27 protein-coding genes are annotated in these 26,091 nt (G+C 66.7%); 13 read left to right on the plus strand and 14 right to left on the minus strand.

Annotation, left to right across the window (positions count from 1 at the left end):
• Nucleotides 1–79: 79 nt before the first annotated feature.
• The 3 genes from NDI56_RS01360 to NDI56_RS01370 all read left to right on the plus strand — a co-directional run bounded on the left by NDI56_RS01360 (nucleotide 80) and on the right by NDI56_RS01370 (nucleotide 3,266).
• Nucleotides 80–1,201 carry a DUF373 family protein gene (locus tag NDI56_RS01360; protein ID WP_310917611.1) on the plus strand — a complete coding sequence of 374 codons (1,122 nt, stop codon included), beginning with the start codon at nucleotides 80–82 and terminating at the stop codon, nucleotides 1,199–1,201.
• Between the two features lie 145 nt (nucleotides 1,202–1,346).
• Nucleotides 1,347–2,060: a diphthine--ammonia ligase gene (locus NDI56_RS01365; protein WP_310917612.1), complete on the plus strand. Its 714-nt coding sequence runs from the start codon at nucleotides 1,347–1,349 to the stop codon at nucleotides 2,058–2,060.
• A 141-nt stretch (nucleotides 2,061–2,201) separates the two neighbouring features.
• Nucleotides 2,202–3,266, plus strand: coding sequence for a methyltransferase (locus NDI56_RS01370; protein ID WP_310917613.1), 1,065 nt, complete (start codon nucleotides 2,202–2,204; stop codon nucleotides 3,264–3,266).
• 5 nt (nucleotides 3,267–3,271) lie between these two features.
• On the opposite strand, the gene NDI56_RS01375 is transcribed toward NDI56_RS01370, so the two are convergent.
• Nucleotides 3,272–3,628, minus strand: a complete 357-nt coding sequence (locus NDI56_RS01375) for a winged helix-turn-helix transcriptional regulator (protein ID WP_310917614.1) — start codon at nucleotides 3,626–3,628, stop codon at nucleotides 3,272–3,274.
• Between the two features lie 77 nt (nucleotides 3,629–3,705).
• On the opposite strand from NDI56_RS01375, the gene merB reads away from it, so the two are divergent.
• Entirely contained in the window at nucleotides 3,706–4,320 is a 615-nt protein-coding gene (gene merB, locus NDI56_RS01380) for an organomercurial lyase (RefSeq protein WP_310917615.1), read from the plus strand.
• 209 nt (nucleotides 4,321–4,529) lie between these two features.
• Here merB and NDI56_RS01385 read toward each other — a convergent pair whose 3' ends face one another.
• Entirely contained in the window at nucleotides 4,530–5,489 is a 960-nt protein-coding gene (locus NDI56_RS01385; protein WP_310917616.1) for a nucleotidyltransferase family protein, read from the minus strand.
• Nucleotides 5,490–5,775: 286 nt separating this feature from the next.
• Nucleotides 5,776–7,458: an acyl-CoA mutase large subunit family protein gene (locus NDI56_RS01390; protein ID WP_310917617.1), complete on the minus strand. Its 1,683-nt coding sequence runs from the start codon at nucleotides 7,456–7,458 to the stop codon at nucleotides 5,776–5,778.
• Between the two features lie 93 nt (nucleotides 7,459–7,551).
• Between NDI56_RS01390 and NDI56_RS01395 the strand changes: the two genes are divergently transcribed.
• On the plus strand, nucleotides 7,552–8,685 hold the full coding sequence (locus NDI56_RS01395) for a CobW family GTP-binding protein (protein ID WP_310917618.1): 1,134 nt from the start codon (nucleotides 7,552–7,554) through the stop codon (nucleotides 8,683–8,685).
• On the opposite strand, the gene NDI56_RS01400 is transcribed toward NDI56_RS01395, so the two are convergent.
• Nucleotides 8,673–8,831: a hypothetical protein gene (locus NDI56_RS01400; protein WP_310917619.1), complete on the minus strand. Its 159-nt coding sequence runs from the start codon at nucleotides 8,829–8,831 to the stop codon at nucleotides 8,673–8,675. The two genes, NDI56_RS01395 and NDI56_RS01400, sit on opposite strands and share 13 nt — an antisense overlap.
• A 74-nt stretch (nucleotides 8,832–8,905) precedes the next feature.
• On the minus strand, nucleotides 8,906–10,063 hold the full coding sequence (locus tag NDI56_RS01405; protein WP_310918915.1) for a glutathione-independent formaldehyde dehydrogenase: 1,158 nt from the start codon (nucleotides 10,061–10,063) through the stop codon (nucleotides 8,906–8,908).
• A gap of 302 nt (nucleotides 10,064–10,365) precedes the next feature.
• Between NDI56_RS01405 and NDI56_RS01410 the strand changes: the two genes are divergently transcribed.
• Entirely contained in the window at nucleotides 10,366–10,839 is a 474-nt protein-coding gene (locus NDI56_RS01410; protein ID WP_310917620.1) for an FKBP-type peptidyl-prolyl cis-trans isomerase, read from the plus strand.
• A 142-nt stretch (nucleotides 10,840–10,981) separates the two neighbouring features.
• Here NDI56_RS01410 and NDI56_RS01415 read toward each other — a convergent pair whose 3' ends face one another.
• Nucleotides 10,982–11,566 carry a GNAT family N-acetyltransferase gene (locus NDI56_RS01415; protein ID WP_310917621.1) on the minus strand — a complete coding sequence of 195 codons (585 nt, stop codon included), beginning with the start codon at nucleotides 11,564–11,566 and terminating at the stop codon, nucleotides 10,982–10,984.
• A gap of 121 nt (nucleotides 11,567–11,687) precedes the next feature.
• Here NDI56_RS01415 and NDI56_RS01420 point away from each other — a divergent pair, with 121 nt between their 5' ends.
• Nucleotides 11,688–13,757 (plus strand): AMP-binding protein, encoded by a 2,070-nt coding sequence (locus tag NDI56_RS01420; RefSeq protein ID WP_310917622.1) that lies wholly within the window; start codon nucleotides 11,688–11,690, stop codon nucleotides 13,755–13,757.
• Here the strand turns inward: NDI56_RS01420 and NDI56_RS01425 are convergent.
• From NDI56_RS01425 to NDI56_RS01435, 3 genes are all read right to left on the minus strand, one after another.
• A complete protein-coding gene (locus tag NDI56_RS01425) occupies nucleotides 13,754–14,353 on the minus strand; it encodes a PH domain-containing protein (RefSeq protein ID WP_310917623.1) in 600 nt (199 codons plus the stop codon). The two genes, NDI56_RS01420 and NDI56_RS01425, sit on opposite strands and share 4 nt — an antisense overlap.
• Entirely contained in the window at nucleotides 14,350–14,952 is a 603-nt protein-coding gene (locus NDI56_RS01430; RefSeq protein ID WP_310917624.1) for a PH domain-containing protein, read from the minus strand. Before NDI56_RS01430 ends, NDI56_RS01425 begins: the two co-directional genes overlap by 4 nt.
• Nucleotides 14,953–15,029: 77 nt before the next feature.
• Nucleotides 15,030–16,220, minus strand: coding sequence for an MFS transporter (locus NDI56_RS01435; protein WP_310917625.1), 1,191 nt, complete (start codon nucleotides 16,218–16,220; stop codon nucleotides 15,030–15,032).
• 83 nt (nucleotides 16,221–16,303) lie between these two features.
• Between NDI56_RS01435 and NDI56_RS01440 the strand changes: the two genes are divergently transcribed.
• Complete coding sequence (locus NDI56_RS01440; RefSeq protein WP_310917626.1) at nucleotides 16,304–16,504, plus strand: hypothetical protein; 201 nt, start codon at nucleotides 16,304–16,306, stop codon at nucleotides 16,502–16,504.
• Nucleotides 16,505–16,566: 62 nt separating this feature from the next.
• Entirely contained in the window at nucleotides 16,567–16,959 is a 393-nt protein-coding gene (locus NDI56_RS01445; protein ID WP_310917627.1) for a pyridoxamine 5'-phosphate oxidase family protein, read from the plus strand.
• A gap of 43 nt (nucleotides 16,960–17,002) precedes the next feature.
• On the opposite strand, the gene NDI56_RS01450 is transcribed toward NDI56_RS01445, so the two are convergent.
• Nucleotides 17,003–17,980, minus strand: a complete 978-nt coding sequence (locus NDI56_RS01450; RefSeq protein WP_310917628.1) for a phosphoadenosine phosphosulfate reductase family protein — start codon at nucleotides 17,978–17,980, stop codon at nucleotides 17,003–17,005.
• A 119-nt stretch (nucleotides 17,981–18,099) separates the two neighbouring features.
• Between NDI56_RS01450 and NDI56_RS01455 the strand changes: the two genes are divergently transcribed.
• Nucleotides 18,100–18,705 (plus strand): stage II sporulation protein M, encoded by a 606-nt coding sequence (locus NDI56_RS01455; protein WP_310917629.1) that lies wholly within the window; start codon nucleotides 18,100–18,102, stop codon nucleotides 18,703–18,705.
• A gap of 13 nt (nucleotides 18,706–18,718) precedes the next feature.
• Here NDI56_RS01455 and NDI56_RS01460 read toward each other — a convergent pair whose 3' ends face one another.
• Nucleotides 18,719–19,321, minus strand: coding sequence for a DUF7110 family protein (locus tag NDI56_RS01460; protein WP_310917630.1), 603 nt, complete (start codon nucleotides 19,319–19,321; stop codon nucleotides 18,719–18,721).
• 266 nt (nucleotides 19,322–19,587) lie between these two features.
• On the minus strand, nucleotides 19,588–19,902 hold the full coding sequence (locus NDI56_RS01465; protein ID WP_310917631.1) for a 2Fe-2S iron-sulfur cluster-binding protein: 315 nt from the start codon (nucleotides 19,900–19,902) through the stop codon (nucleotides 19,588–19,590).
• A 103-nt stretch (nucleotides 19,903–20,005) separates the two neighbouring features.
• Between NDI56_RS01465 and NDI56_RS01470 the strand changes: the two genes are divergently transcribed.
• Both NDI56_RS01470 and katG read left to right on the plus strand, forming a co-directional pair.
• Entirely contained in the window at nucleotides 20,006–21,379 is a 1,374-nt protein-coding gene (locus tag NDI56_RS01470) for a geranylgeranyl reductase family protein (RefSeq protein ID WP_310917632.1), read from the plus strand.
• 204 nt (nucleotides 21,380–21,583) lie between these two features.
• Complete coding sequence (katG, locus tag NDI56_RS01475) at nucleotides 21,584–23,719, plus strand: catalase/peroxidase HPI (RefSeq protein WP_310917633.1); 2,136 nt, start codon at nucleotides 21,584–21,586, stop codon at nucleotides 23,717–23,719.
• Between the two features lie 15 nt (nucleotides 23,720–23,734).
• Here katG and NDI56_RS01480 read toward each other — a convergent pair whose 3' ends face one another.
• Both NDI56_RS01480 and NDI56_RS01485 read right to left on the minus strand, forming a co-directional pair.
• Nucleotides 23,735–25,000, minus strand: coding sequence for an amidohydrolase (locus tag NDI56_RS01480; protein ID WP_310917634.1), 1,266 nt, complete (start codon nucleotides 24,998–25,000; stop codon nucleotides 23,735–23,737).
• Between the two features lie 35 nt (nucleotides 25,001–25,035).
• The gene (locus NDI56_RS01485) at nucleotides 25,036–25,368 is read right to left on the minus strand and encodes an uS10/mL48 family ribosomal protein (protein ID WP_310917635.1); all 333 of its coding nucleotides are present in this window, start codon (nucleotides 25,366–25,368) and stop codon (nucleotides 25,036–25,038) included.
• Nucleotides 25,369–25,630: 262 nt separating this feature from the next.
• On the opposite strand from NDI56_RS01485, the gene NDI56_RS01490 reads away from it, so the two are divergent.
• Nucleotides 25,631–26,071 (plus strand): bis(5'-nucleosyl)-tetraphosphatase, encoded by a 441-nt coding sequence (locus tag NDI56_RS01490; protein ID WP_310917636.1) that lies wholly within the window; start codon nucleotides 25,631–25,633, stop codon nucleotides 26,069–26,071.
• Nucleotides 26,072–26,091 lie beyond the last annotated feature (20 nt).

A 26,091-nucleotide genomic window follows, 5' to 3' on the forward strand; every position in this document is an offset into this window, starting at 1 on the left:
GAAACAGCGTGTCTCGTCGACGCCAGTGACGGATTCGGCCCGCGAGGGTTTTTTATTTCGCGCCCTACTCTGCAACACTGTGACAACGCTGGTGGTGTGCATCGACCGGGACAGCCCTGTGTCCGACAGGTGTCCGGTGGTGGGGCGCCAGGCCGTCGAATCGACGATAACCGAGACCGGTGTCATCGACCCCGAAGACAGCCGCATCAACTGCCTGCTGGAAGGGCTCCGGGTGGCCGACGACCTCGAAGCCGACGGCGACGACACCGTCGTGGCAGTCGTCGGTGGCGGGGGCGACGCCGTCGGGAGCGACCGCGAAATCGCGCGCCAGACCGAGTCGCTGGTCTCCGACTACCAGCCCGACTCGGCCGTCGTCGTCGTCGACAGCGCCGACGACGAGCGGCTGGTCCCCATCATCGAGAGCCGGGTCCGCGTCGACGCCGTCGACCGCGTCGTCGTCCGACAGGCCCGTGACATCGAGTCCACCTACTACCTGCTCAAGCAGTTCCTCGCCGACGAGGAGCTTCGCCGTACCGTCCTCGTCCCGGTCGGTATCGCGCTGCTCGCGTTCCCGCTGCTCCTGCAGTTCGTCGACCCGACGACCGCGCTCGGCGCCATCGCGGCCGCGCTCGGTGTGTTTCTCATCTACAAGGGGCTCGGTATCGACGTCTACCTCTCCCGGCTGCCGGGCCAGATTCGCGAGGCGCTGTATTCGGGACAGGTGTCGCTGGTGACGTACGTCGTCGCCGGCGGCCTCTCCATCGTCGGCATCTTCGCCGGCGCGCTGGAGATATCTTCGTTCGGCTCGACCGGCCTGTTTATCCTCGCGAACCGGTTCCTCTTCGAGAGCGTCCCCTGGCTGACCGCCGCGGCGCTCGCGGCCTCGCTGGGGCGGCTGCTCGACGAACTCCTCCAGCGGGAGGGCATCCGTAGCGCGTACGTGAATCTCCCCTTCGGCGCGGTCGCGGTCGGGCTCGTAATCCGTGGCTTCTCGGCGTACTTCCTCGAACGCGCGGGCGTGTTCGGCCCGTTTCGCGTGCCCGCGATGGACTTCGGTCTCGTCGAGGTCAACGGGTTCAGCATGGATCTCGGCACCCGGCTGGCCTCGTTCATCCTCGCGGGCATCCTCGTCGCCGTCGTCGGCGTCCGCGTCGCGGCCTACGTCAGCCAGAACGACATCGAGGCGGAGCTGGTCGACTAGGCGAGCGAACGACGTGACCGCTCGAAAAAGCGCAGCGGCGAGTGCAACGAGCCGCGAGCACAGCGACGCAGCGAGCGGTAGCGAGGGGCCGACGGGCGCTCCGCGAACAGACAGCGATTTACACGCGGCCGGGCTACGGGACTGCATGACTGACGGCGTGTGGGTGTCGCTGTTCTCGGGCGGGAAAGACTCTTCGTGGGCGCTCTACCGCGCACTCGTTAACGATTACCCCGTCGAGCGACTGGTGACGGTCCACCCCGAGGGCGACTCCTACATGTACCACGTCCCGGCGACGCGGCTCGCGAGCCTGGCCGCCGAGAGCATCGGCATCCCGCTCGTGGAGGTCGAACCCGACGACTTCGGCGCCGACGACGTGCCCGACTCCGGCGAACAGGGCGACGCGGAACTCGAACCGCTGGAGGCAGCCCTGCGCGAACTGGACGCCGAGGTCGGCGTGGCCGGCGTCACCGCCGGCGCCGTCGAGAGCGAGTACCAGACCAGCCGTATCGAGGCGATGGCCGAGCGCCTGGAAGCCAACCTCTTTGCCCCGCTGTGGCAGGAGGACCCCCGCGACCTCGCCGACGCCATGCTCGACGCCGGCTTCGAGATTCGCATCATCCGCGTGGCCGCCTACGGACTGGACGAGTCCTGGCTCGGCCGCACCCTCGACGCCGACGCGCTGGACGAACTGGAGGAACTCAACGAGGAGTACGGCGTCCACATCCTCGGCGAGGGTGGTGAGTTCGAGACGCTGGTGACCGACGGACCTCACATGGACCGGCGCATCGAGCTCGACTATTCGACAGAGTGGGACGGGACGCGCGGGACGCTCGTGGTCGAGGACGCGTGGCTGGAGTGAATTCTCTCCGGCTGCTTCGCCGGCCCCACTCCGCGCGACCGGCCCTTCTAACGTAAATCTCAAGCTAAGTATTAATAATACTTTCCGCCTAGTAAACAAATTTTAGTGCGGTTCGCGGTACATACCTATCCGACTATTGCCATGAGCGAACCACACTCCGACGGCACGAGCGCACGCAACGAGGCGGAACAGCTTAAGCAGGCACAGGAACTCCTCGATGGGTTGTGGAGTGGGCAGGTTCTCCACGCGGCTGTCAGGGTCGGACTGTTCGACCGGCTCGACGAGGAACCGACGGCGGCCGAGACACTCGCGGCGGCGCTGCAACTGGACCCGGACGCGACGTATCGCCTGCTCAGGGCACTGAGCCACTTTGGCGTCCTCGCGGAGGACGACAGCCGGCGGTTCGCTCTGACGCCGGTGGGGCAGTTCTTCCGCGCGGACCACCCGAAGTCGGTGCAGCCCGGGCTCATGCTGTTCCAGAGCACGGAGTGGGTCACGGCCCTGACTCACCTGCCCGACATCCTCCGCGAGGGCGAGCCCGACGGGTTCGTCCGCGAGTACGACCGCGACATCTTCGACTACATGACGGACGCCCCGGAGTTCGCGCGGGCGTTCAACGAGTTCATGACGGCGATGTCATACCGGCAGACCGATACCCTGCTCGGGGTGCTGGCGGAGTACGACGTCTCACGGTTCGACCGGGTCTGCGACGTCGGCGGGGGTCACGGCTACCTGCTCTGTCGGCTGCTAGAGCAGTACCCGGAGCTGGAGGGCACCGTCTTCGACCGGCCCAGCGTCGTCGCCGAGGAGACGGAGTGGCCCCGGAAATTTGGGGTCACGGACCGCTGTACGTACGTGGGCGGCGATATGTTCCAGTCGGTTCCCGAGGCCGACGCCTACGTCCTGAAGTGGATTCTCCACGACTGGAGCGACGAGGCGTGCGTGGACGTTCTCTCGACCGTCCGCGAGGCGGCCCCCGCCGACGCCCGGCTGTTCGTCCTCGAAGCGGTCGTTCCCGGGCCGGAGCAGTCACACTTCTCGAAGAAACTGGACGTGGCGATGCTGGCACACATGGGCGGCCGCGAGCGGACACGGTCGGAGTACGCAGCGCTGCTGGACCGTGCTGGCTGGACCCTCGCCGACCAGTGGGTGCCACCGGAGGGCCCGATGCAGGTCCTCGAAGCGAGGACGGCCCTCGCCGAGTGACTGGCTCACTCGGTCCCCGACGCCGCTCGACCGGCGCGACCTCGCGCCCACTCCAGAACCGGCTCTAACCGCTCGGCCAGTTCCTCGCCGTCGTCGGTCAGTTCGTACTCCACACGCGGGGGAATCTCGTCGTACTGTTCTCTGGTGACCAGTCCGGACGCTTCGAGGTCGTCGAGCCGCGTCGACAGCGTCGACGTGCTCGCCTCGGGGACGTGGTCCTCCAGCGTGCCAAAGCGGACGGTGCCGTGGATGGCCACCACACAGACGATGTCCATCACGTATTTCCGGCCGAGCAGGTCCAGCACGTCGGAGAGCAGACAGTAACACCGTGGGTCGTCGGTCGCACAGTCGAATCCGTCCATAGCTTTGAGTCCGTGTACCTGCTCCATTACTTTGGACTTCACAGTATAATAGCTTCGGATAGCAAAGCATAGCCGCGATGGCAGACCACCACATCGAACCGAGCGAACTCGGTCACGAACTGGCGCTCGAACAGTTCCGGCTCCCGGCGGATATCGCGACGGGAGTTGGCGACCTCTACGGGACGGCCCCGCCCGACACCGCGGCGGCCTGGGTCGCGATGCTCCGCGACCGCAAGCGGGGCTACGACGGCGAACCGCCCACTATCGAGGACCTCTGTACGACCGACGACGGCGCCCACGCCTTCGTCGACGGCGACCGCTCGCAGTCGTACATCTGCGTGCTCGACCCGCTAGTCGTGCCGTTCCTGGCCGACACGCCCGGCACTATCCGCTCGACCACGCCCGAACGCGGGGCGGCGGTGGAGATAACAGTGGCACCCGACGGCGTCGACTACTCCCATCCGAACGCCGTGGTCTCGCTTGGGGTCGCCGACGAGGTCGACTGCGATTCGTGTCCCTCTATCGAAGAGACCTACAAACAGGTGTGTCCGTACATCCACGTCTTCGAGGACGAGGCGGAGTACGAGACGTGGGCGGCGAACACCGAAGCGGCGACGACGCAGGTACCCGTCGAGACGGGCGTCGCCCTCGCCAGTGCGTTCGCCGAGAATCTGTTCGGGCCGGCCGGCTGAGGCGGCCGGGCGCGAGTGGTGCGACACCTGTCGCACCCGAGCGCCGACGGGGAAGGGCAGGCCGTCAGGAGCATACGGCGAGCGGAGCGAGCCGTTTCCCGAGAGCGCCGTCCGCGGCGACTCCGGCAGTTTTCAGCGTAGATTTTTGCGACGGGGGTTCCCGCAGCGAGCGAAGCGAGCGAGGAGCCCCTCGAAGCGAAAAGGGACTACTACTGCACGCGGGAGTGTTGCCCGATGAGCGCGCTGTCGAGGTCCTTGTCGTCGACGGTCGCTTTCTCGTCGATGACAGAGTCGGTGATGTCGGCGTCGGTGATGGTGGCGTCCTGGAAGACGACGGTGTCGTCGATGTCGGAGTTCTGTATCGTGGCGCCCGACAGGACGTGGACGTTGCTACCCAGCCGGGAGTTCTCGACGGTGGCGTCGTCGGCGACGATGTTCTCGCCTTCGAGGGCGAACTCGACGGCTTCGAGGTAGCTCTCTGGCGTCCCGATGTCGTACCACGCGCCGTCGAAGCTGAACGGTCGCACCGAGCCCTGGTCGACGAGCCACTGGATGAACCAGCCGGGCTCGTCGGGGTTGTTGCCGTCCGAGAGGTACTCCTCGAAGCGGATGGAGTCGGCGGGGAAGGCATAGCAGGCGATGGAGACGAGCGTGCTCTTCGGGTTGTCTGGCTTCTCCTGGAAGTCGACGATTTCCTCGCCCTCGACCTGAATGAGGCCGTAGGACTTTGCCTTCTCCAGATCGCCGACGTCGTAGGCGGCCAGGGTCGGGTCCTCGTACCCCTTGAAGTGGTCGATGAACTCGCTGATGTCGAAGCCAAAGAGGTTGTCACCGGCGATGACGAGCAGGTCCTCCTCGCCCAGCCCCTCGCGGTCGACCAGCTGTGCGAGCGCGCCGACGACGCCGAACTTCTCGTCCTCGTCGCTGGTGTCCTCGACGGACATCGTTATCTTGTCGGTGCCCCGTTCCGCGAAGTGTGTCTCGAACTCGCCCGCGAAGGCCTCGTTCGTGCTGATAAAGATCTCGCTGATGCGGTCGTCGCCTTCGAGTTCGTCGACGATACCGTCGATGACCGTCGATTCCCCGACCGGCAGTAGCATCTTCGGCCGGTGTCGGGTGATCGGCCACATTCGCGTCGCGTATCCGCCTGCTAGTACAATGGCTTTCATATCCGGACCGACACCTGCAACCGACAAGTTCTTTTCCCTCTGTGAAGGCCCCGGTAACCCATCCCTATGCCAATTGTTCACTATCTGCTGGCCGGAACAAAGACGCGCTCGTTCCCAGCCGGTAGCCGACCGCGTACCACCGGCCGGTACCCGACCAAAGTCGGGCCCGGACTCGTCGGTCAGGGCAGCGGCGGCCGCCCGGGCCTCAGCGAACGCCACCTCGACGCGTCTCCAGAGGGCGGCGGGTCGAACTGCACAGCGGTGTCTCCTCCCTGTGGGAGTCAGTTCACATCGACGAGCCGGGCTGGTACTCCCCGAAGGCGTCCCGGAGCACGTCACACACCTCGCCGGTGGTGGCGTAGGCCTTCACGGCGTCGACGATGTAGGGCATGAGGTTCTCGTCGCCGTCGGCGGCCTCGCGAAGGGCGGCGAGGGCAGCCTCGACGGCCTCGTCGTCTCGCTCCTCGCGCACCGCGGCGACGCTCTCCTGCTGAGCGGCTTCGACCGCTTCGTCGACCTCCTCGATGTCCTGCTCGCCCTCTTCCTCGACCTCGAACTCGTTGACGCCGACGATGACGCGCTCGCCGGCCTCCTGCTCGCGCTGGCGCTCGAAGGCGACGTCTTGAATCTGGCGCTGGACCCACTGGCTCTCGATCGCGCGACGCATCCCGCCGCGTTCGTCGACGTCCTCGATGATGTCGCGGGCCTCCTGTTCCAGTTCGTCGGTCAGCGATTCGACGTAGTAGCTCCCCGCGAGCGGGTCGACGGTGTCGGCGGCGCCCGACTCGTGGGCGAGAATCTGCTGCGTGCGGAGGGCTGTCCGAACCGACTCCTCGGTCGGCAGCCCGATGGCCTCGTCTTTGCCGTTGGTGTGTAAGCTCTGGGTCCCACCGAGGACCGCAGCGAGCGCCTGATAGGCCACTCTGACCACGTTGTTCTCTATCTGCTGGGCGGTCAGTGTCGAGCCGGCGGTCTGGGTGTGGAACTTCAGCTGCTTCGATTTCGGGTCTTCGGCGTCGAAGCGCTCGTCCATGAGCTTCGCCCAGAGCCGCCGGGCGGCCCGGAACTTCGCGACCTCTTCGAGGATGTTGTTGTACGACGCGAAAAAGAAGGAGAGCTGCGGGGCAAAGTCGTCGACGTCCAGCCCGGCCTCGATGGCGGCCTCGACGTACTCGATACCGTCACCGAGGGTAAAGGCGATCTCCTGGGCGGCCGTCGAGCCGGCCTCGCGGATGTGATAGCCCGAGATGGAGATGGTGTTGAACTTCGGCACCTCCGCGGCGCAGAACTCGAAGATGTCCGTGATGAGCCGCATCGAGGGCTCGGGCGGGTAGATGAACGTGTTGCGGGCGATATACTCCTTGAGCACGTCGTTCTGGATTGTCCCCCGCAGTTCCTCGCGGTCGACGCCCTGCACGTCGCCGACGGCGATGTACATCGCCAGCAAGACGGCGGCGGGCGCGTTGATCGTCATCGAGGTCGAGACCTCGTCCAGCGGGATACCCTCGAAGACGGTCTCCATATCGGCGAGCGAGTCGATGGCGACGCCGGTCTTGCCGACCTCCCCGGCCGCCATCGCGTCGTCGGAGTCGTACCCCATCTGTGTCGGCAGGTCGAACGCCATCGAGAGCCCGGTCTGGCCCTCGTCGAGCAGGTAGTTGAACCGCTCGTTGGTCTCGCTGGCGGTCCCCATCCCGGCGTACTGGCGCATCGTCCAGAGCCGCCCGCGGTAGCCCGTCGAGTAGACGCCCCGGGTGTACGGTTCCCGGCCCGGGAAGCCGAGGTCCGCCTCGTAGTCCAGGTCGGCCACGTCCGCCGGCGTGTAGAGCCGGTCTACCTTCTGGCCCTCCGTGTCCGTCGTGAACCGCTCCTCGCGCTCGCCGAAGCGCTCGACGGTCGGCTGGACGTCCTCGCGCTCCCACTCGGCTTTCGCCTCGCGGATTTCGTCCAGTTCCTCGGGGTCGAACATGGCCGAACCGTCGGCCGGCGCGGGCTTAAGGGTTCGCGACGGTTCGGCCAGCCACCGAGGATTCATTGTATCCCGGGACCTCCCCTCACACAAATGACATCCGAACAACCTGTTCCCGTGCCGATTACACTCGTCAGCGGTCCGCTCGGCGCGGGCAAGACCACGCTCGTCAACCGCCTGCTGGCCGATCCCGGCGACAGGCGAATCGCCGTCGTCGTCAACGACATGGGCGAGATAAACGTCGACGCGGAGCTGCTCGCCGACCAAAGCGAGGAGGGAATCGTCGACCTCTCGAACGGCTGTATCTGCTGTCGACTGCAGGACGACCTCGTGACCGAGATCACCCGGCTGGCCGAGGTGCGTGAGTTCGACTATCTCGTGGTCGAGGCGTCGGGCATAAGCGAACCGATACCCATCGCTCGCACGCTGACCGTCGGGACCGACGAGGCGAGCCTCCCCGAGCGGTTCACGCTCGATACGACCGTCTCCGTCGTGGACGCCTACGGCTTCTGGAAGGCGTTCGACCCCGAAGAGTCACTCCCCGACGCCGCGCCCGACCCCGAGCGGCCGCTGACGGAGGTGCTGGTCGACCAGATAGAGTTCTGTGACGTGTTGTTGCTGAACAAGTGCGACATGGTTCACGACGACGAACTCGACGCAGTCGAGGGCGCCATCCGCGAACTCCAGCCGCGCGCGACGGTACATCGGACGACCTACAGCGACGTCGACCCGACGGCGGTGCTGGAGACGGGACGGTTCGATTTCGAGGCTGCGCAGCGGCGGCAGGGGTGGAAAGAGACGCTCGCGGGCACGGAAAACGAGTCGCCCGGGCACGACAGCCACGGGCACGACCACGGTGACGGACGCTCGGCCGCCGACGCACACGGCGTGGAGTCCCTCGTCTACCGCAGCGAGGACCCGTTCCACCCCGTCCGCTTCGACGCGTGGCTGGACGACTGGGACGGCGACGTCGTCCGAGCGAAGGGCTTCGTCTGGGTCGCGAGCAGGCCGGACACAGTTCTGGGCGTGAGTCAGGCCGGCCCGACAGTGCAGGCCGGCCCGATCGGCGAGTGGGGTGAGGACGATCCGGCCACCCGGTTCGTCGTCATCGGGCGTTCGCTCGACGGCGTGACGGCCCAACTCGACGACTGCCTCGTGCGTGACGGCGACTCAGTGCCGTCGGCCGACGCGGACCCGTTCCCGAGAGAGGCGAATCAGTCCCCGTAGCCGACTTGCTCGCGGAGTTCGTCCCACTCCTCGTGGAAGCCGTAGGTCGACTCCGAGGTCGCGTCCATCGCCCGCTGGTAGACGTCGTCGTAGGCCAACAGCGCACTCCACTCGTCGTGGAACCGATAGCTGCAGTACTGACACATATCCACAGGTATCAGTCCGACAACTATAGCGCTGCCGCCGAAACCGCTGAGATAGCCCGTCGTCGGGTGCTATCTCAGGGTTCGAGGAGCACCTTGGTGACTCCCTCTTCACGTTCGTCGAACTTCTCGTACATCTCCGGGGCCTCTTCGAGGTCGACGCGGTGGGAGACAACCCAGCTGGGGTCGGCTCGTCCCTCGATGATGAGGTCACGGAGTTCGCGGTTGTAGGATTTGACGTTGCACTGCCCGGTGCCGAGCTTCTGCCCCTTCTCGAACAGGAGACCGAAGTCGATGCCCAGACGGCCCTGCGCGGCCATCTCGTCGGGCGCTCCCGGGTCCTCCGGAACGTACAGCCCGGGGATGCCGAGCTCGCCGGTCGGCCGAACGGTCCGGATGAGGTCGTTGAGGACGACCGCCGGGTTCTCGCGGGCGGGGTCGTAGGCGTCGTCGGCCTCTTTCTCGGGGTCGATGGCCTGGTAGCCGACGGCGTCGACGCCTTTGTCGACTTCGCCGCCGTGTTCGTCCATGATCTGTTCGACGGGGTCGCCCTCCTCGAAGTTGATGGCCGTCGCGTCGCAGTACTCCTCGGCCAGTTCGAGGCGGCTCGGGACGCGGTCGACGGAGTAAATCTCGGCCGCACCTTTGATTTTCGCGCTGTAGGCGGCCATCAGCCCCACGGGGCCCGCACCGTAGATGGCGACGGAGTCGCCGGGCTCTAGGTTCGCGAGTTCCGTCCCGTGCCAGCCCGTCGGGAAGATGTCCGCGAGCAGCGCGAAGGCGTCCTCGTGCTGGTCACCCTCGGGCAGCTGTAGCGCGTTGAAATCCGCGTACGGGATGCGAAGCGTCTCGGCTTGTCCGCCTTTGTACGGTCCCATCGCGACGTAGCCGTAGGCCCCGCCCGCAAAGCCCGGGTTGACGTTGGTACAGAAGCCCGTGTAGCCGTCCTCGCAGTTCTCACAGTGGCCGCATGCGACGTTGAACGGAGCGACGACGCGGTCGCCCTCTTCGAGCGTGGTAACGGCGTCGCCGACCTCGGTGACGATGCCCATGTTCTCGTGCCCGAAGACGATGCCCGGTTCGGCGGCCGTCCGGCCCTCGTACATGTGGAGGTCGGACCCACAGATACAGGACGTCGTGATATCGATGAGTACGTCGTTCGGGTGTTCTATCTGCGGTTCTTCGACTTCCTCTACCGCTACCTCGTGTGGCCCCTGATAGACCACGGCTTCCATTGACATTTTATTGACACTCCGTCCTGTCATTTCTCGTGAATGTATAAAAAGATAATGTACAATACTCCGTCCCTCACACTATCGTTTGGGAGCGTGATTTCGGCAGCGAGATGCCAAATCTTCGCCTGTTAGCTCCGTCTAACTCGTTCTCTCTCACGCTGGACACGACTGGTTGAGTGACGCGCACGACAACTGTCCGTAGTTCAGACCACCGGTAGTCGACCGCCTCATCGGGAGAGCCGACGCGAAACCCGCGGCAACCAAAAGCTGGCTTTAAATCACTCCTGCACAGAACACGTGGTATGCCAGTCGAACGCGGGGATGGGGTAACCATCCACTACGTGGGACGGTTCGAGGACGGGAGCCTCTTCGACACCTCACGGCAGGAGGTCGCCCGTCACGAGGACCTCATCACGGCACAGGGCGTCCAGCCGGCCGATTACGCGCCGCTCTCTTTCACCGTCGGTCGCGGCGACATCATCGAGGGGATAGAGGAGGCCCTCGTCGGCATGGAGGAAGGCGAAGAGCGGACCATCGAGGTCCCGCCGGAAAAGGCCTACGGCGACATCGAGGAGGAGAAGATTCGCGAGTACGACCCGGAGGCGTTCGAGGAGATGGTCGGCCAGGAGCCGGAGGTCGGCGTCCACGTCGAGGCGAAAAACGAGCTCCACGGCGACGTGACTGCGGTCCGGGACGACGCCGTGCAGGTCGATTTCAACCACGAGCTCGCGGGGCGGACGCTGATTTTCGACATCGAACTGCTCGACGTTCGCTAGCCGAGACGACCGTGTTTGTCGCCGCGACCGCTTTGTAGCGCCGGAAAGTCCCGGACTGCTACGCTCGGGACTCTCTGGTGATTCACACCGCTCGCCGTTCCCCAAACGGCCACGGAGAGAGAACTACCGAGCCCAGAGGGCCCTAGCGACCGGTGTCGTACTTGTAGGTCGCTTCGTCGGGGTCGATACCGAAGTCCTCGGCGGTGTCCTCCGGTTCCGGCTCGGGCTCGTGGGCCGACGCGTTCTTGAACCGTTCGCGAAAGCGCGGCGGAACGGCGAAATCGGAGCGCGCGAGCCGCATCGGGACGGCGTCGGGCTGGATGTTCTCGCGTTTCTCTTCGAGTCGCTCCCGGAGTCGGGGCGGCAGCGCCGACGTCTCGATGCGCTCGAAACCGAACTGGGCCAGATAGCGGTCGGCGCCGGTCAGCGAGTAGACGACGTCGAACCCCTCGTCTTCGGCGTAGTCGACGAGTCGCTCGATGACGTGCGCTCCCACGCCCTGGTCGCGCCACTCCGGGAGGACGCCGATGCTCGTGAGCTCGCAGACGGGGTCGCCGTCGTCGGGTTTGTGGATTCGGATGCGGCCGAAGCCGGCCTTCCGGTCGTCGTGCTGGTCGATAGCGATGACGTAGTCACGGGAACGGAAGTTCGTCTCGTCCAGCCCCATCTCCTCTATGTGGTCGAGTAGCCAGACCTCCTCTCGATTTTTCGCATCCCGGACGTACATGACCGGAAGTTGGCCGTCCCCGTGCAAAAGGGTTTCCGGGGGCCGAAGGCAGTGACTGTGATCGTCCACGCGCCGTCACAGCCGGTCAATTACTTAGTCGGATGTGACGAGCTATCACGGTATGGCCTCGGAGTCACTCGAAGAACTGGACGGGATAGCTCACGAACCCACGCGGGAGTTCGTCGAATCGACCAACGTCTGGCAGTTCATGCAGACGTTCGGTATCGACGAGTACGACGAGCTGATACGCCGGACGACGACCGACATCGAGGGCGTCGAGGCGTCCGGCGTCGACTGGTTCTGGGACGAACTCGTCGACTATCTCCACGTCGACTTCTTCGAGGAGTACGACTCGGTCCGGGAGACCGAGACGCGCACTGTCGAGACCGCGAGCGGCGAGACGGAGACGTTCGACGGCCCGCAGTTCACGAACTGGTACCCCGGAGGCGAGCTGAACGCGGCGCACAACGCCGTTTCCCGCCACGCGGCGCCCGACACCGACGTGCGAAACCAGGTCGCGCTGGTCTGGGAGGGGGAACCGGGCGACGTGCGTCAGGTCACCTATCACGACCTCCACGAGGAGAGCAACCGCGTCGCCAACTACCTCGAATCCGTCGGCGTGGAGACGGGCGACACCGTGGGCCTGTACATGCCGATGGTCCCCGAGGTGGCCAGCATCTTCTATGGCTGTCTGAAAGCCGGCGCAGTCGCCGTCCCCATCTTCTCGGGCTTTGGCGTCGACGCGACGGCGACTCGCATCGCGGACGCCGACTGCTCGGTGCTTTTCACGGGCGACGGCTTCTACCGGCGCGGCTCGCCGGTCGAACTCAAAGAGACTGCGGACGCGGCTATCGAACGGGCCCGGAGTCGAGTCGACGGCGACGGCGTCGAACACACCGTGGTCTACGACAGAGTGGGGACTGCCGACGACCCCGACGAGACGCTCACGTGGACCCGCCGCGACGAGTGGTGGGACGAGGCCGTCGAATCACAGCCCGGCGGCTACGAGGACAAGTCCCTCCCGAGCGGCCAGGAGTCGATGCTGCTGTACTCATCGGGGACCACCGGAGAACCGAAAGGCATCGTCCACACGCACGCGGGAGCGCTCCTGCAGGCCGCCAAGGAGATCTACTTCGGCTTCGACCACAAACCCGGCGACCGATTCTTCTGGGTCAGCGACATCGGCTGGATGATGGGGCCGTGGACGCTGCTGGGCAACCACGCGCTGGGTGGGACCGTCTTCATGTACGAGGGGGCGCCCGACTATCCGGACCCCGACCGCTTCTGGGCGATGATAGACCGCCACGACCTGACCGTCTTCGGCGTCTCGCCGACCGCTGTCCGCGCGCTGCGCAAGAAAGGTGACGAGTGGCTCGACGGGCACGACCTCTCCAGTCTCCGCCTGCTCGGGTCGACCGGCGAGCCCTGGGACCCCGAGAGCTGGCAGTGGTTCTACGACAACGTCGGCGGCGGCGACTGTCCCGTCATCAACATCTCCGGCGGGACCGAAATCATGGGCTGCTTTCTGATGCCGATGCCCATCCAGAAGCTCAAACCCTGCACGCTGGGCGGTCCCGGTCTCGGCATGGACATCGACGTCGTCGACGAGGCCGGCGACTCCATCGCCGACGCGCACGAGCGCGGTTATCTCGTCGCCCGCGATTCCTGTCCCTCGATGACGAAGTCGCTCTGGAGCGGGGACGAGCGCTACATCGAGGAGTACTGGTCGCGCTGGGACGGCCTGTGGAACCACGGCGACTGGGCCCAGCAGGACGACGACGGCCTCTGGTTTCTCCACGGCCGGGCCGACGACGCGCTCAACGTCGCCGGGCGGAAGGTCGGCCCCGCGGAGGTCGAGGGCGCGGCGATGGACCATCCCGCGGTTAATCAGGCCGCAGCCGTCGGCGCCCCCGACGAGACGACCGGGACGGCCGTCGTCCTCTACGTCGTTCTCGAACCGGACAGGGAACCGTCGGAGGACCTGCGCGAGGCCGTCAGCGCGACTGTCGGCGAGGAACTCGGCACGCCGTTCCGGCCCCGGGAGGTGCTGTTCGTCGACGCGTTCCCGAAGACCCAGAGCGGGAAGATACTCCGGCGGGCCATCGGGGCGACCTACCGCGGCGAGGAGCCGGGGGACATGTCCAGCATCGAGAACCCGGAGGCGCTGGAGGGAATCGAGGAGGCGACCTAGGGCCGCTGGCCGACGATAGCGGCCCGAACCCGTCGGACCTCCGCGCGGACCGCCTGCCATCCCGCCAGCGAGCCGGGAATCCCCTCCCCGTGCTCGCCGTTCGCGCTCCCCGCGGCCTCGGCGACGCGCTGGTGGACCGACTTCGGCCCGTCGAGCTGGCGCAGGGTCAGCTCCGCGCCCTGGCTCCCGGCGGTGTCGACGGTGACGGTCCCGTGGTCGAAGAGGGTCCCGAAGACGCCCTGGCTGTAGCTCGTGTTCTGTATCTTGCCCAGTCGGAGCTCGGTCACCGTCAGCGAGAGCACGCCCGTCCGGTGGTAGAGCGCGGCGTCGGTCAGGACGTAGCGGGTCGACCGCCGCCAGAGCCACGCCCCGCCCGCGGGCACGGCGAACGCGAGCAGCGCTGTCGGCACGCCGACGGCCGCGGCCAGCGTCGCAGGGACCGCACCGCTCGACGCGGCGACGGCGGTGCCGGCCAGCACCACGACCGCGACGACGACGCCGACCGCGACGCCCAGGTGGACGACTCGCTGCCGTGGCTGGCCCTGCCAGACGACCGTCTCGTCGGCTCCGGCAGGGGCCCAGTCCGGGACGGTCATGGCCGCTCGGGGTCCCAGTCAGTGGCGCCGCCGTCGTCACGCTCGGTGCCGCTGTCACGCTCGGCTGTGCCGTCGCCCGACTCCACGGCGACGCGAATCGCCCGCAACTCGGTCAGTATCTCGTCGAGCACGTCCGGTTTCGTCTCCTCGTCGCCCCGACCGCGGTCGCCCTGGACCTCCTTGACCCGGCGGCTCAGTCGTTTCTGGACGTCCTGTGGCGAGCTGACCCCTCGCAGGGTCATCTCGACACCGGAGCCGCCGGCCGTGCTGATATCGACGTTCCCGTAGTCGAAGTACCGGCCGACGACGCCGACGGAGAAGGAGGTGTTCTGGACTTTCTCGTACTCGACTTCCGAGACCGACCGGCTGAGGATGCCGGTCTTCTTGTACACTGACTTGTCGGTCACGACGTAGTCGGTGTTCTGGCGGTTCAGATAGGCGCCACCGAGTATCACCAAGCCGAGCCCGAAAAAGAGGATGAGAGGGATACCGGTCAGATAGGCCCCGTACATCGTCTCGGCCGCCGGCTTGCCCGACCAGAGGATCTCCTCGTCCGAATCGAGCGTCAGCCAGTCGTACGTCGCTGCGTCGCCACTCATACGCTGTCCTGTATCGGTGGTCTGTTGAGTGTTTCCCCGCCCTGCGACTCGTTCGCACGGTCCGTCCGGGCGGGGCGCTACCCGGCCGCCCGCTCCTCGGCCGGCAGTTCGAGTGCCAGCAGCCGCGGCAGCGCGAGCAGCGCGAGCGCCACCTCGGCCCCGCCCGCGACGGCGAACGCCGCGAGGTAGCCGAACTCGCCGGCGACGGAGCCGCCGACCAGAATACCGGCCAGAAACCCGACGCTCCCGGCGGCGTTGAAGCCGGCCATCGCCGTGCCGCGTTCGGTCTCGCCGACGAGGTCGGTGACCAGCGCCATCGTCGCCGGGGCCATCAGCGCGCCGATGACGCCGACGGCGACCATCCCGAGCCCCGCCGTCACGACGGTCGGGGCCAGGCCGACGCCGACGACCGCCAGACCGTAGAGCGACGACCCGGCGACGATGGGTGCTGTTCGGCCGACGCTGTCCGAGAGCACGCCGAAGGGGTACTGCAACAGCGCGAACGGGGCGAAAAACAGCGCGAGCATGAGCCCGGTCTCGCCCGGCGAGAGCCCGAAGGCCTCCCGGAAGTACAGCGTTCCGACGAGCGCGAAGAAGCCGGCGGTCAGCCGGTCGATGAAGCCGAAGGCGTAGGGAATCGACAGCTCGGGAGTCCGGCCCAGACGACGGACGGCCCCGCGCAGTCGGCCGGCCTCGTCCGGCGGCGCGCGGTCGGTCACCAGCGTCGCCAGCAGCGCCACCACGAGCAACAGCGCGCTCGCGACGGCGAGCGGTAGCGTCGGTGAGACGCCGTAGAGCTGGCCGCCCAGCGGCGCGCCGAGGGCCGTCCCGGAGCCGATGGCGATACCGGCTGCACCCATGTTCTTCCCGTGGCCCCCGGAGAGGTCCATCAGCATCGTCATCGACAGGGAAAAGGCGGCGATGGTCGCCGCGCCCTGGAGCGCGCGAATCAGGAGGACGGTACCAAAGGAGACGCTGGCGACGGTCGGGAGTATCGCCAGCACGGCGTACAGGCCGCTCCCGACCACGGCGCCGCCGACGATGAAGGGGACGCGCCGGCCGGTGGCGTCACTGACCGCGCCCCACACGCCGGCGAAAGCGACGAAGGCCGCGAACTCGGCGGCGAGGAACCACATGCTGGCGTCGAGTACGAACCCCGCGCCCAGCGCGCGGACCAAGGTGTCGATACCGGGATACAGCAACACCTGTGCCAGCAGGACGACGAAGACGACGGCCGCGAGGACGACCCGCTCTCGGCGCTCGTTCACACCCACACGGTGGGCCGGCCCGGGAAAATAGATGTCGCCGGACACCCCGACAGCCAAGTGGGTGGCAGCCGTCGGTCCGCGCGATGCCGAGCGACATCGCCGACCGCGTCGTCGAAACCGTCGCTGACGTCGCCGGCGCCGAGGGCTGGTGTTCCCGGGCGCAGGTGGACTCGCTGCTGGGCGCGACCACCATCGACAAGCGCGAGGTCGACCGCGCGCTCGAAGTCGCCGTGGCCAACGGACGACTGGAACGGGACGGGGACCAGTACCGGGCCGTCGAGTGAGCGACACGCGAGAACGATTGTTCGTGTGACAGTTTCTTGGGCCGTGCGGCCGTAACAGCGGTATGGCCGACGACATTCCCGAGGCGGCCGTCGAACTGCTCACCAGCGGCGTCCACGTCGCTCACCTGGCGACGAGCTACGAGGACCGGCCCCACGTCGCGCCCGTCTGGTACAACTACCGCGACGGCGTCGTCGAAATCGTCACCACCGGGAAAAAACTCGACAACGTCCGTCGGAACCCCCGGGTCGCGCTCTCGGTGCAGGACGACGATTCGGGCGACGCCCAGTGGGGCGTGACGCTCCGGGGGACGGCGACCGTCGTCGAGGACGACACGGCGGACCGCGAGATACGGCACCGTATCAACGACCGCTACGGCGCCGACGAGGACGAGTGGGCCGAGAACACGGCGGTCCGCATCGACGTCGGCTCGGCCAACTACTGGACGTACGACTGAGCGCCGCGAAAAAGCGGAGAAACCGCGTCTTGCCGGACCGAGCTTACATGTAGCCGAGGTCGCGCAGGCGCTCCATCAGGTCCTCTTTGTCCTGGGCGCGGCCGGCGCGTTCGGTCGTGTTGGCCATGTCCTGCAGCCAGGCCGGTTCGTCGGCGGACTTGTCGGTGCTGACCTCGCTCCCGAGCGAGCGGAACCCGGCGAAGTACTTCGGCGAGACCGGCACGTCCTCCTTCTCGATACCCTCGGGCAGGTCGTCCTGACCCTGCGGGACGTACCCTTCCTCGGGGTAGCCCTCGACGGTGTCCGGCACGACGAAGTTCCAGAAGGCCTCCCAGACGTCGGGCTCGGCGAACTGGAGAATCGGCTGGATGCGGTCGTGTGGCGGGTAGATGTCGGGGTCGTGACGCGGCGAGAAGAACGTCTCGTCGGCGCGGGACTCCTGCTCGTCCCAGCGGATACCCGACAGGATGCCGTCGACGTCGTACTCCTCGATAGCGTCGTTCAGCGCCACCGTCTTCAGGAGGTGGTTACCGACGTAGGTGTCGAGCAGGAACGGGAACGTGTCCTCCTCGTACTCGAGGATGTTGCGGACGTGGTGCTGGTTGTGCTCGGAGAGCTCCGAGATGGGGATGTCGTCGCCGGGCGTGAGGCCGTTCTCGTCGACGTAGTCGCCGACGTCCTCGTTGCGGGCCCAGATGACTTCGAGGTCCCACTCGTCGGCCCAGTACTTGACGTAGTCGATGAGCTCGTCGAAGTGCTGGTAGTGGTCGATGAAGACGACCGGCGGCACTTCCAGGTCGAAGCGGTCGGCGACTTCCTTGACGAAGTACAGCGTCAGCGTCGAGTCCTTCCCGCCGGTCCACATGACGACGGGGTTCTCGTACTGTTCGAGGCCCTGCTTCGTGACCTCGATAGCCTTCTCTATCTTGTGGTTGACGGTCGGGTACTCCTCGGGTTCCTCGCCCTCGCCATCGGAGTAGTCGATGTCGAGGTAGTCGGGGAACTCGGCTGTTTCGGACATCGTGTAATGAGATATAATTAGCGGTTGTAAGAACTTTTTGGATAGTCGACTTCTGTGTGTCGCGTTCACACGCGACTCGGCCACCGGTGTTTTTGCCCGCGACGGCCCTCGGTTGGACCATGACGCCTCGTCTGGCCGCGGCGCGTGCGATCTGTCGCCGGTGGCTCGTCCTCTACGGGTCCGTGGCAGCGCTGGTGCTCGGTGTGAGCAGCGTCGCCGGGTTCCTGCTGGGCAGTGCCGTCCCCGTCGACTCGCTGCCGGCGGCGGGGGGCGGTGGCTCGAACGGGGTCTTCCCCCCGCTGACGACGGTGGACCTCGCCGTCAACAACCTCACCGCGATGCTCGTGCTGTTGCTCGGCGCGGTGTCGCTCGGGCTGGTCACCCTCTTCGGGCTCGTCCTGAACGGGCTGCTTCTGGGCGCCGTCGTCGGTATCGCCGTCCAGCAGGTCGACCCCCTCGTGGTCGCTGTGCTCATCGTCCCCCACGGCGTCCTCGAAATCCCGGCGTTGCTCGTCGCCTCTGCCGTCGGCCTCCGCTTTGCCCGGCTCACGGTCCGGTACATCCGCGGGCTCGAAGACGACCTCGTGACGCGGCGGGACCTCCGGGAGGCCGGCTATCTGGTCGCGACGGCCGCGCTGCTCATCGTGGTCGCGGCCTACATCGAAGCCAACGTCACGCTGGAACTCGCCGAGCGCGTCGCTGGCGAAGAGTTCGCGGTTGCGTGAGACGCGACGACGCTTACGAGATGAACTCGTTGTCCCGCCAGTTGACGCCCTCTTCCTCGCTCTCGTCGGCGGGGTCTTCGACGACGTTGATGGAAGCGGGATGCTCCTCGCCGTCGACGATGCGGACGGCTTCGAGCTCCTCGTCGACGGCCGCGATGGCGGTCAACGTCCCCTTCTCGGCTACTTTCGCGACTTCACACAGCACCTCGAACATGGCGTACTGGAGCGCCGTGTTCTGGAGAACGGTTTCGCGGTCGCCCTTGAAACAGGCGTATTCGACGAGTTCGGACTCGATCTCTTCCTCTTCCTCTTCGAGTGTCCCCCACTGTGGACCGCCGCCGGCCGAGCCTGTCGAGGCCGCGCCGGGCGGCCCCATCTCTTCGGGGTCTTCCTCGTAGACGCGGTTCTCGGTAACGCTGGCTTTCAGTTGTGCCGTCGGCGTATACTTGCTCATACTGTCGTCTTTCGCGACGGCACTGACGATGAGCGTGTTGTTCCGACGGGTGATGTCTACGTCAGCGATCTCCGGCGGGAGGTTCGGGTCCTCGAAGAAATCGTACGCGTCTTCCAGTGGCAGTTCGAGCGTCGAGTGAAGTCTGTATACACGGCTGGTCATGGTTGGGAGAGTGTGTCAAGTCGTCGACGGCCGTCCGCTGACGCTGGTGTCACCCTACACTACGGACCACGTGCTTATATGACCTGCCCTTCTATTCTATCAGTTGGACGTAGTGTGTGAGTTACTCACTCACAGCAGTGGCCGACGGTTCGTGGTCACACGTCGGGAGCGCAGTTGCGACGTGTCGGTCGTCTCGCGTCCCCGCTGCTCGCGGCTCCCGTCACCGCTCGCACACGAGGAAGCCGTTCGCACCGCTCGCGGCCTCGCTAGTCGTCCGCCGCCGCCGCGGCGTCGCCCTCGATACTGGGCGGATACTTGCCGCGGTCGAGCTCCAGGTCCGACGCCGGGCGGGCCATACAGGTGAGCGCGTAGTTCTCGCGTTCCTGTTCGGTGAGCCCGCGCGACGCCGGCTGGACGACCTCGCCGGAGAGAATCTCGGCCGAGCACGCCAGACACATCCCGACGCGACAGGAGTACTCCTGGGCGATCCCCTCCTCGATACAGCGCGAGAGGATGGTCTCCGTGTCCGAGACCGTTATCTCCTCGCCGGTCCCGACGAAGGAGACGGTGTAATCTGTCATACGTTCGAGTTTGCCGGCCTCCGTCTAAACTCTTTATCGACGGGCCAGCGGAAACAAAAGGACAGTCGGAACGATTTTTGCGCTCCGGGCTGGACCAGCGTGCATGACTACTCACCAGTACGACGTGGCCGTCGTCGGGGCGGGGACGTCGGGCTGTTACGCCGCCGCGACAGTCGCCGGCGCGGGCTACGACGTCGTTATCATCGAGCGCAAGGACGCCGAGGAGGCGGGCCACATCGCCTGCGGCGACGCGCTGAAAGGGGCGAGCGACTTCCCGGAGGCTATCCCAAAGTCACAGCTCGAACCCGCCTTCACCAACACGGACGTCGACCACGGCCGCTTCGAGATTCCACAGGAAGACACCGTCCTGGAGATTCCGGTCCCGGGCGAACTGGCCGTCATCGACCGGTGGGAGTACGGCCGGTGTCTCATCGAGGGCGCCGACGACGCGGGCGCCCAGTTCCACTACGACACCGTCGTTCAGGACGTCATCCAGACTGACGACGGCACCGTCACCGGCCTCGAAGCGACTCGCCGGGGCGACCACGTCACCTACGACGCCGACATCGTCATCGACGGCGCCGGTGCGCTCTCACTGCTGCAGGACAAGACCGACTTCGAGGGCACGACCTTCGATACGAACGTCCGCTACTCGCAGTTCTGCTCGGCGTACCGCGAGATCGTCGAGGTCGACGACCCCGTCGAGTGGGACGACGCGCTGGTGTTCAAACCCACCGAGCGGTCGGCGGGGTACCTCTGGTACTTCCCGCGCACGGAGACGGAGATAAACGCCGGCCTGGGCTTCCAGATGAACGAGGAACCGATGGAGCTCGTCGACGACCTCAAGGCCGACCTCCGGGAGCGCCCGGAGTTCGAGGGCGGGGAAGTCACCGACAAGCTCGGTGCCGCCCTCCCCACGCGACGGCCATACGACTCGGCGGTCGCACCGGGCTACATGGCCGTCGGCGACGCCGCCGCCCACGTCAACCCCACGACCGGCGGGGGTATCGCCGGGGCGGCGTACGCGGGCAAGTACGCCGCCGAGCAGGCCATCGACGCCATCGAGGACGACCGCACCGACGACGAGGACGCCCTCTGGGAGTACAACGTCAACGTGATGAACGACTTCGGGGCGCGCTACGCCGCGCTGGACGTGTACAACATCTTCACGACCGCCTACGACGTGGACGACCTGATGGCGCTGCTCGCCTCCATCCCGGGCGAGAAGCTCGCCGAGGCGCTGTACGGCGGGTCGACGAGCGTCGGTCTCGGGCTGAAGCTCAAGATGGCCGTCAAGAGCTTCGGCCACTGGGGCACCATTCGGGACCTCTACCGGACGAAGAAGGCCGCCGACCGCCTCCTCGACCACTACGACTCCTACCCGACCGACCGGTCGGGCTTCGAGGCGTGGCAGCGCGAGCGCGACGCCATCATGGACGACATCTACGCTGTCACCGGCGCCGACCCGAAGTACTGACTGGCCGGGTTGGCTTGTACGGATTGCCGGCAGGCTACCCACAGTAGTTAGCGACCGCCATACCCCCTCGTTTCGCCCTCATTGCAGCTATTTCTTGTTTATAACAAACACGTGTTTTCAAACCCAACATATTTCTCTCACGTACAGCAAACACCTGGCACTACAGAGACAATTTTAACAGGCCAAGGCGGTAACTACTCGACGATGACTGGGTCAAATCAAGATTGGTGGCCGAATCAACTGAACGTGGAGATTCTCGACCGGAACGAGCGCCGGGTCGACCCGATGGACGAGGAGTTCGACTACGCCGAGGCGTTCGAGTCACTCGACCTCGACGCCGTGAAGTCGGACATCGAAGAGGTGATGACGACCTCGCAGGACTGGTGGCCGGCCGACTACGGCCACTACGGGCCGCTGTTCATCCGGATGGCCTGGCACAGCGCGGGGACGTACCGAACCGGCGACGGCCGCGGGGGAGCCTCCGGCGGGAGACAGCGCCTCGCGCCGCTGAACAGCTGGCCCGACAACGCCAACCTCGACAAGGCGCGCCGACTGCTCTGGCCGGTCAAGCAGAAGTACGGCCGCAATCTCTCGTGGGCCGACCTGATAATACTGGCCGGCAACGTCGCCATCGAGTCGATGGGAGCCGAGACTTTCGGCTTCGCCGGCGGGCGCGAGGACGCCTTCGAGCCCGACCCGGCCGTCGACTGGGGGCCCGAAGACGAGATGGAAGCGTCCGAACGCTTCGAGGACGGCGAACTCCAGGAGGGACTGGGCGCCACGGTGATGGGACTCATCTACGTCAATCCGGAGGGGCCGGACGGGCAACCGGACCCGGAAGCGTCGGCGGAGAACATCCGGGAGTCCTTCGGCCGTATGGCGATGAACGACGAGGAGACGGTCGCGCTCATCGCCGGCGGCCACACGTTCGGGAAGGTCCACGGCGCCGACTCCAGTGACGAACTCGGCCCCGAGCCCGAAGCGGCCCCTATCGAGCAGCAGGGGCTCGGCTGGGAGAGCGACTACGGCTCCGGCAAGGGCTCCGATACCATAACCAGCGGTATCGAGGGGCCGTGGACTGACGCGCCGGTGCAGTGGGACATGGGGTATCTCGACAACCTGCTCGACTACGAGTGGGAGCCCGAGAAAGGCCCCGGCGGCGCGTGGCAGTGGCGGCCGACGGACGAGGCGCTGGAGGACACGGTGCCGGACGCCCACGACCCCTCGGAGACGCGGACGCCGATGATGCTCACGACGGATATCGCCCTGAAGCGGGACCCCGACTACCGGGCCGTCGTCGAGCGGTTCCAGGACAACCCGATGGCGTTCGGCATCGCGTTCGCGAAGGCCTGGTACAAGCTGACCCACCGCGACATGGGGCCGCCCTCGCGCTTCCTCGGCCCGGAGGTGCCCGACGAGGAGATGCTGTGGCAGGACCCGCTCCCCGACGCCGACTACGACCGAATCGGGGACGCCGAGGTCTCGGAGCTCAAAGAGGCGCTTCTCGATTCGGAACTGTCCGTCTCCGAACTGGTCAAGACCGCGTGGGCGGCGGCGTCGACGTACCGGGACAGCGACAAACGCGGCGGGGCGAACGGCGCCCGCGTTCGCCTCGAACCGCAGCGAAGCTGGGAGGTGAACGAGCCCGAGCAGCTGGCGACGGTGCTGGAGACGCTGTCGGAGATTCAGGCGGAGTTCAACGGCTCACAGTCCGACGGGACGAGGGTCTCGCTCGCCGACCTGATAGTTCTGGGCGGCAACGCGGCCGTCGAGCGGGCGGCGGCGGACGCCGGCTACGACGTGACCGTCCCGTTCGAGCCGGGGCGGGTCGACGCCTCGCAGGAGGACACCGATATCGAGTCCTTCGAGGCCCTCAAGCCGAACGCCGACGGGTTCCGGAACTACCTCGCGGACGGGGTCGAACGCCCGCCGGAGGAGCTGCTCGTGGACAGGGCGGAGCTGCTGAATCTGACGGCGTCCGAGATGACGGTGCTGGTCGGCGGCATGCGCGCGCTGGACGCGAACTACCAGCAGTCCGACCTCGGCGTCTTCACCGACCGGCCGGAGACGCTGACCAACGATTTCTTCGTGAACCTGCTCGATATGGACACGGAGTGGGAACCGGCGGCGAACGCCGACAACGTCTACGAGGGTCGCGACCGCGAGACGGGCGATGTCAGGTGGAAAGGGACCCGCGTGGACCTCGTCTTCGGCTCGAACTCCCGGCTCCGAGCCATCGCGGAAGTGTACGGCGCCGACGACGCCGAGGAGAAGTTCGTGCGCGATTTCGTGGACGCCTGGGGCAAAGTGATGGCGCTCGACCGCTTCGACCTGGAGTGAGCGGCGCTGCCGCTCTCACCACAGCCGGTCGATAGCGCCCGAGAGCACGTCCACACCGATTGCGAGTGACCGCTCGTCCACGTCGAAGGTGGGCGTGTGGTGACCGCCGGGGTGGTCGGTGCCGATGCCGACGTAGCTCGCCCGGCCACCGTGCTTCTGGACGCGGTCCATCAGATACGTCGCGTCCTCGCTGCCCCCCAGCGGCGCGCTCCGCAAGCGGCTATCGACCCCGGGCGTGTCGCCAGCGACCTCGTACACCACGTCCGCGAGTTCGGGGTCGCTCTCGGCACTCGGGGCCTGTGCGAGGGTCTCGACGCTGGCCTCACAGCCGTGCATCCCCGCAGCGTGCTCGACTACCGAATCAGCTCGCTCGCTCATGTACTCCATCAGCGCGGTCGTCTCGCCCCGCACCTCACCCTCGATGGTCGCGCGCTCGGGGACGATGTTCGTCGCGGTCCCGCCGGAGACGACGCCGGCGTTGACGCGGGTGGCCCCGTCCTCGTGCCGGCGGATGGCGTGGAGGTTCTGCACGGCGGCCGCCAGCGCCTGGACGGCGTCCCGGCCGGCCGCCGGGTGGCCGCCGGCGTGGGCTGACTTACCCCGGAACGTCGCCTCGAACTGCCGGACCGCCAGGAAACCGCCGACGCCCGCGACGACCTCGCCGGTCGGGTGGTCGAGGCCGACGTGGACGGCCAGCAGCTGGTCGACGTCGTCCAGCACGCCGCTCTCGGCGACCGCGCGCCCGCCGCCGATGACCTCCTCGGCGGGCTGGAAGAGGAGTTTGAACGTCCCGGAAAAGTCGCTCTCGACGACGGCTTCGAGGACGCCGACGCCGATGGCAGCGTGGGCGTCGTGGCCGCAGGCGTGCATGTAGCCCTCGTTGCCGGAGCGAAAGCCGCCGTCGGCGGGGGCGTGGTCGGCCGTCTCGGCTTCGGTTATCGGGAGCGCGTCGATGTCGACCCGGAGCGCGACCGTCGGTCCGTCGCCCCGTTCGACGGTCGCCAGCACGCCGGTGCAGCCGCCCGCACACTGGTCGAGCACGTCCTCGCGTGCGCCCGCCCCGCGAGCGCGCTCGCGCCACTCGGCCAGTGTCGCCTCGGCGGGCACCGCCATCCGGGCCTCGCCGGCGAGCAACTCGGGGCCGACCAGACGGTTCTCGACGCCGATGCGGTCCAGTTCGTCGACGATGCGACTGGTCGTCCAGTACTCACACCACGCTGGCTCGGGGTGACTGTGGAGGTCCCTGCGCAGCGCCACCAGCCGTTCGCGTCGGTCGTCCATATCGGGTCGTAGACGCCGAGTGCCTTTACTCTCCGCTACGAGCCGCTGCCGAACTGGGTCCGCTGTTCGACGCCGGCCTCGACGTGGACGCCCGCCGGAAACGCCTCGGCGGTCACCTCGCGGGCGAACGTCTCGTAGCCGACGATCTCGATGGTGCGCGTGTAGACGGTGTAGTTCCACGGGTCGAAGCGGTCCCCGTCGGGCCCCAGCGTCTTCGACTGCGGGACGCGGAGCTCCTCGGGTGGTTTCGGGTGTGGCCCTTTCAGCTCGACGCCCTTGCGCTCGGCGCGGGCCTTGATATCCGCCACGACGTTGTCGAGGCGGTGTCGGTCCCCACTGGTGAGAGTCAGAGTCGTGACGAACGGCATTGACAGGTGGAAGACTGGCGACGACCAAAAGCCCAGCCTTTCGCGTCGGTCGTCGGGCGCGGCCATCCAGTAGCGACGGGGACCGTAACCACCCGAGGGCCACCGTACGAACGGGATACTGCGGAGTAATTGTATGTTATCGTACAGATAGTCGACTGGGCGATGCCCGCCACGCCCGCGCGATTCCGCCCGCTGTGGGACCGCTGGCCCGCGGCGCTCGTCTCCGATATTCTCTTAAGTACCCGTGATGTAAAATCAGATAATGATAGAGGCCACGAGCGCGGGAGCCATCCTCTTTCGCGATACGCGTGGCCGGCGGGAGTACCTCCTGCTCAAGAGCCGACCCGGGGACTGGGAGTTCCCCAAGGGCGGCGTCGAGGGCGAGGAAGAGCTCCAGCAGACCGCCATACGCGAAGTGAAAGAGGAGGCCGGAATCGGTGATTTCCGGCTCTTGGACGGTTTCCGCGAAGATTACGACTACGTGTTCGAGGCGAACGGTAACACCATCCACAAGACGGTGCACCTGTTCGTCGCGAAGTCCTTCGAGGCGTCGGCAGAGCTGTCGACCGAGCACCGCGACCTGCAGTGGCGCGACTACGAGCAGGCGATAAACACCGTCACACAGGACGGCCCGCGCGAGATACTGGAACAGGCCCACGAGTTCCTGGACGACCGCCAAGACGAGGACGAGACCGAGGAGTGACACGCCGCCCTGACAGGCGG

It is taken from the genome of Halomicroarcula saliterrae, assembly GCF_031624395.1.
In the GTDB taxonomy this organism is placed as follows: Archaea; Halobacteriota; Halobacteria; order Halobacteriales; family Haloarculaceae; genus Haloarcula; species Haloarcula saliterrae.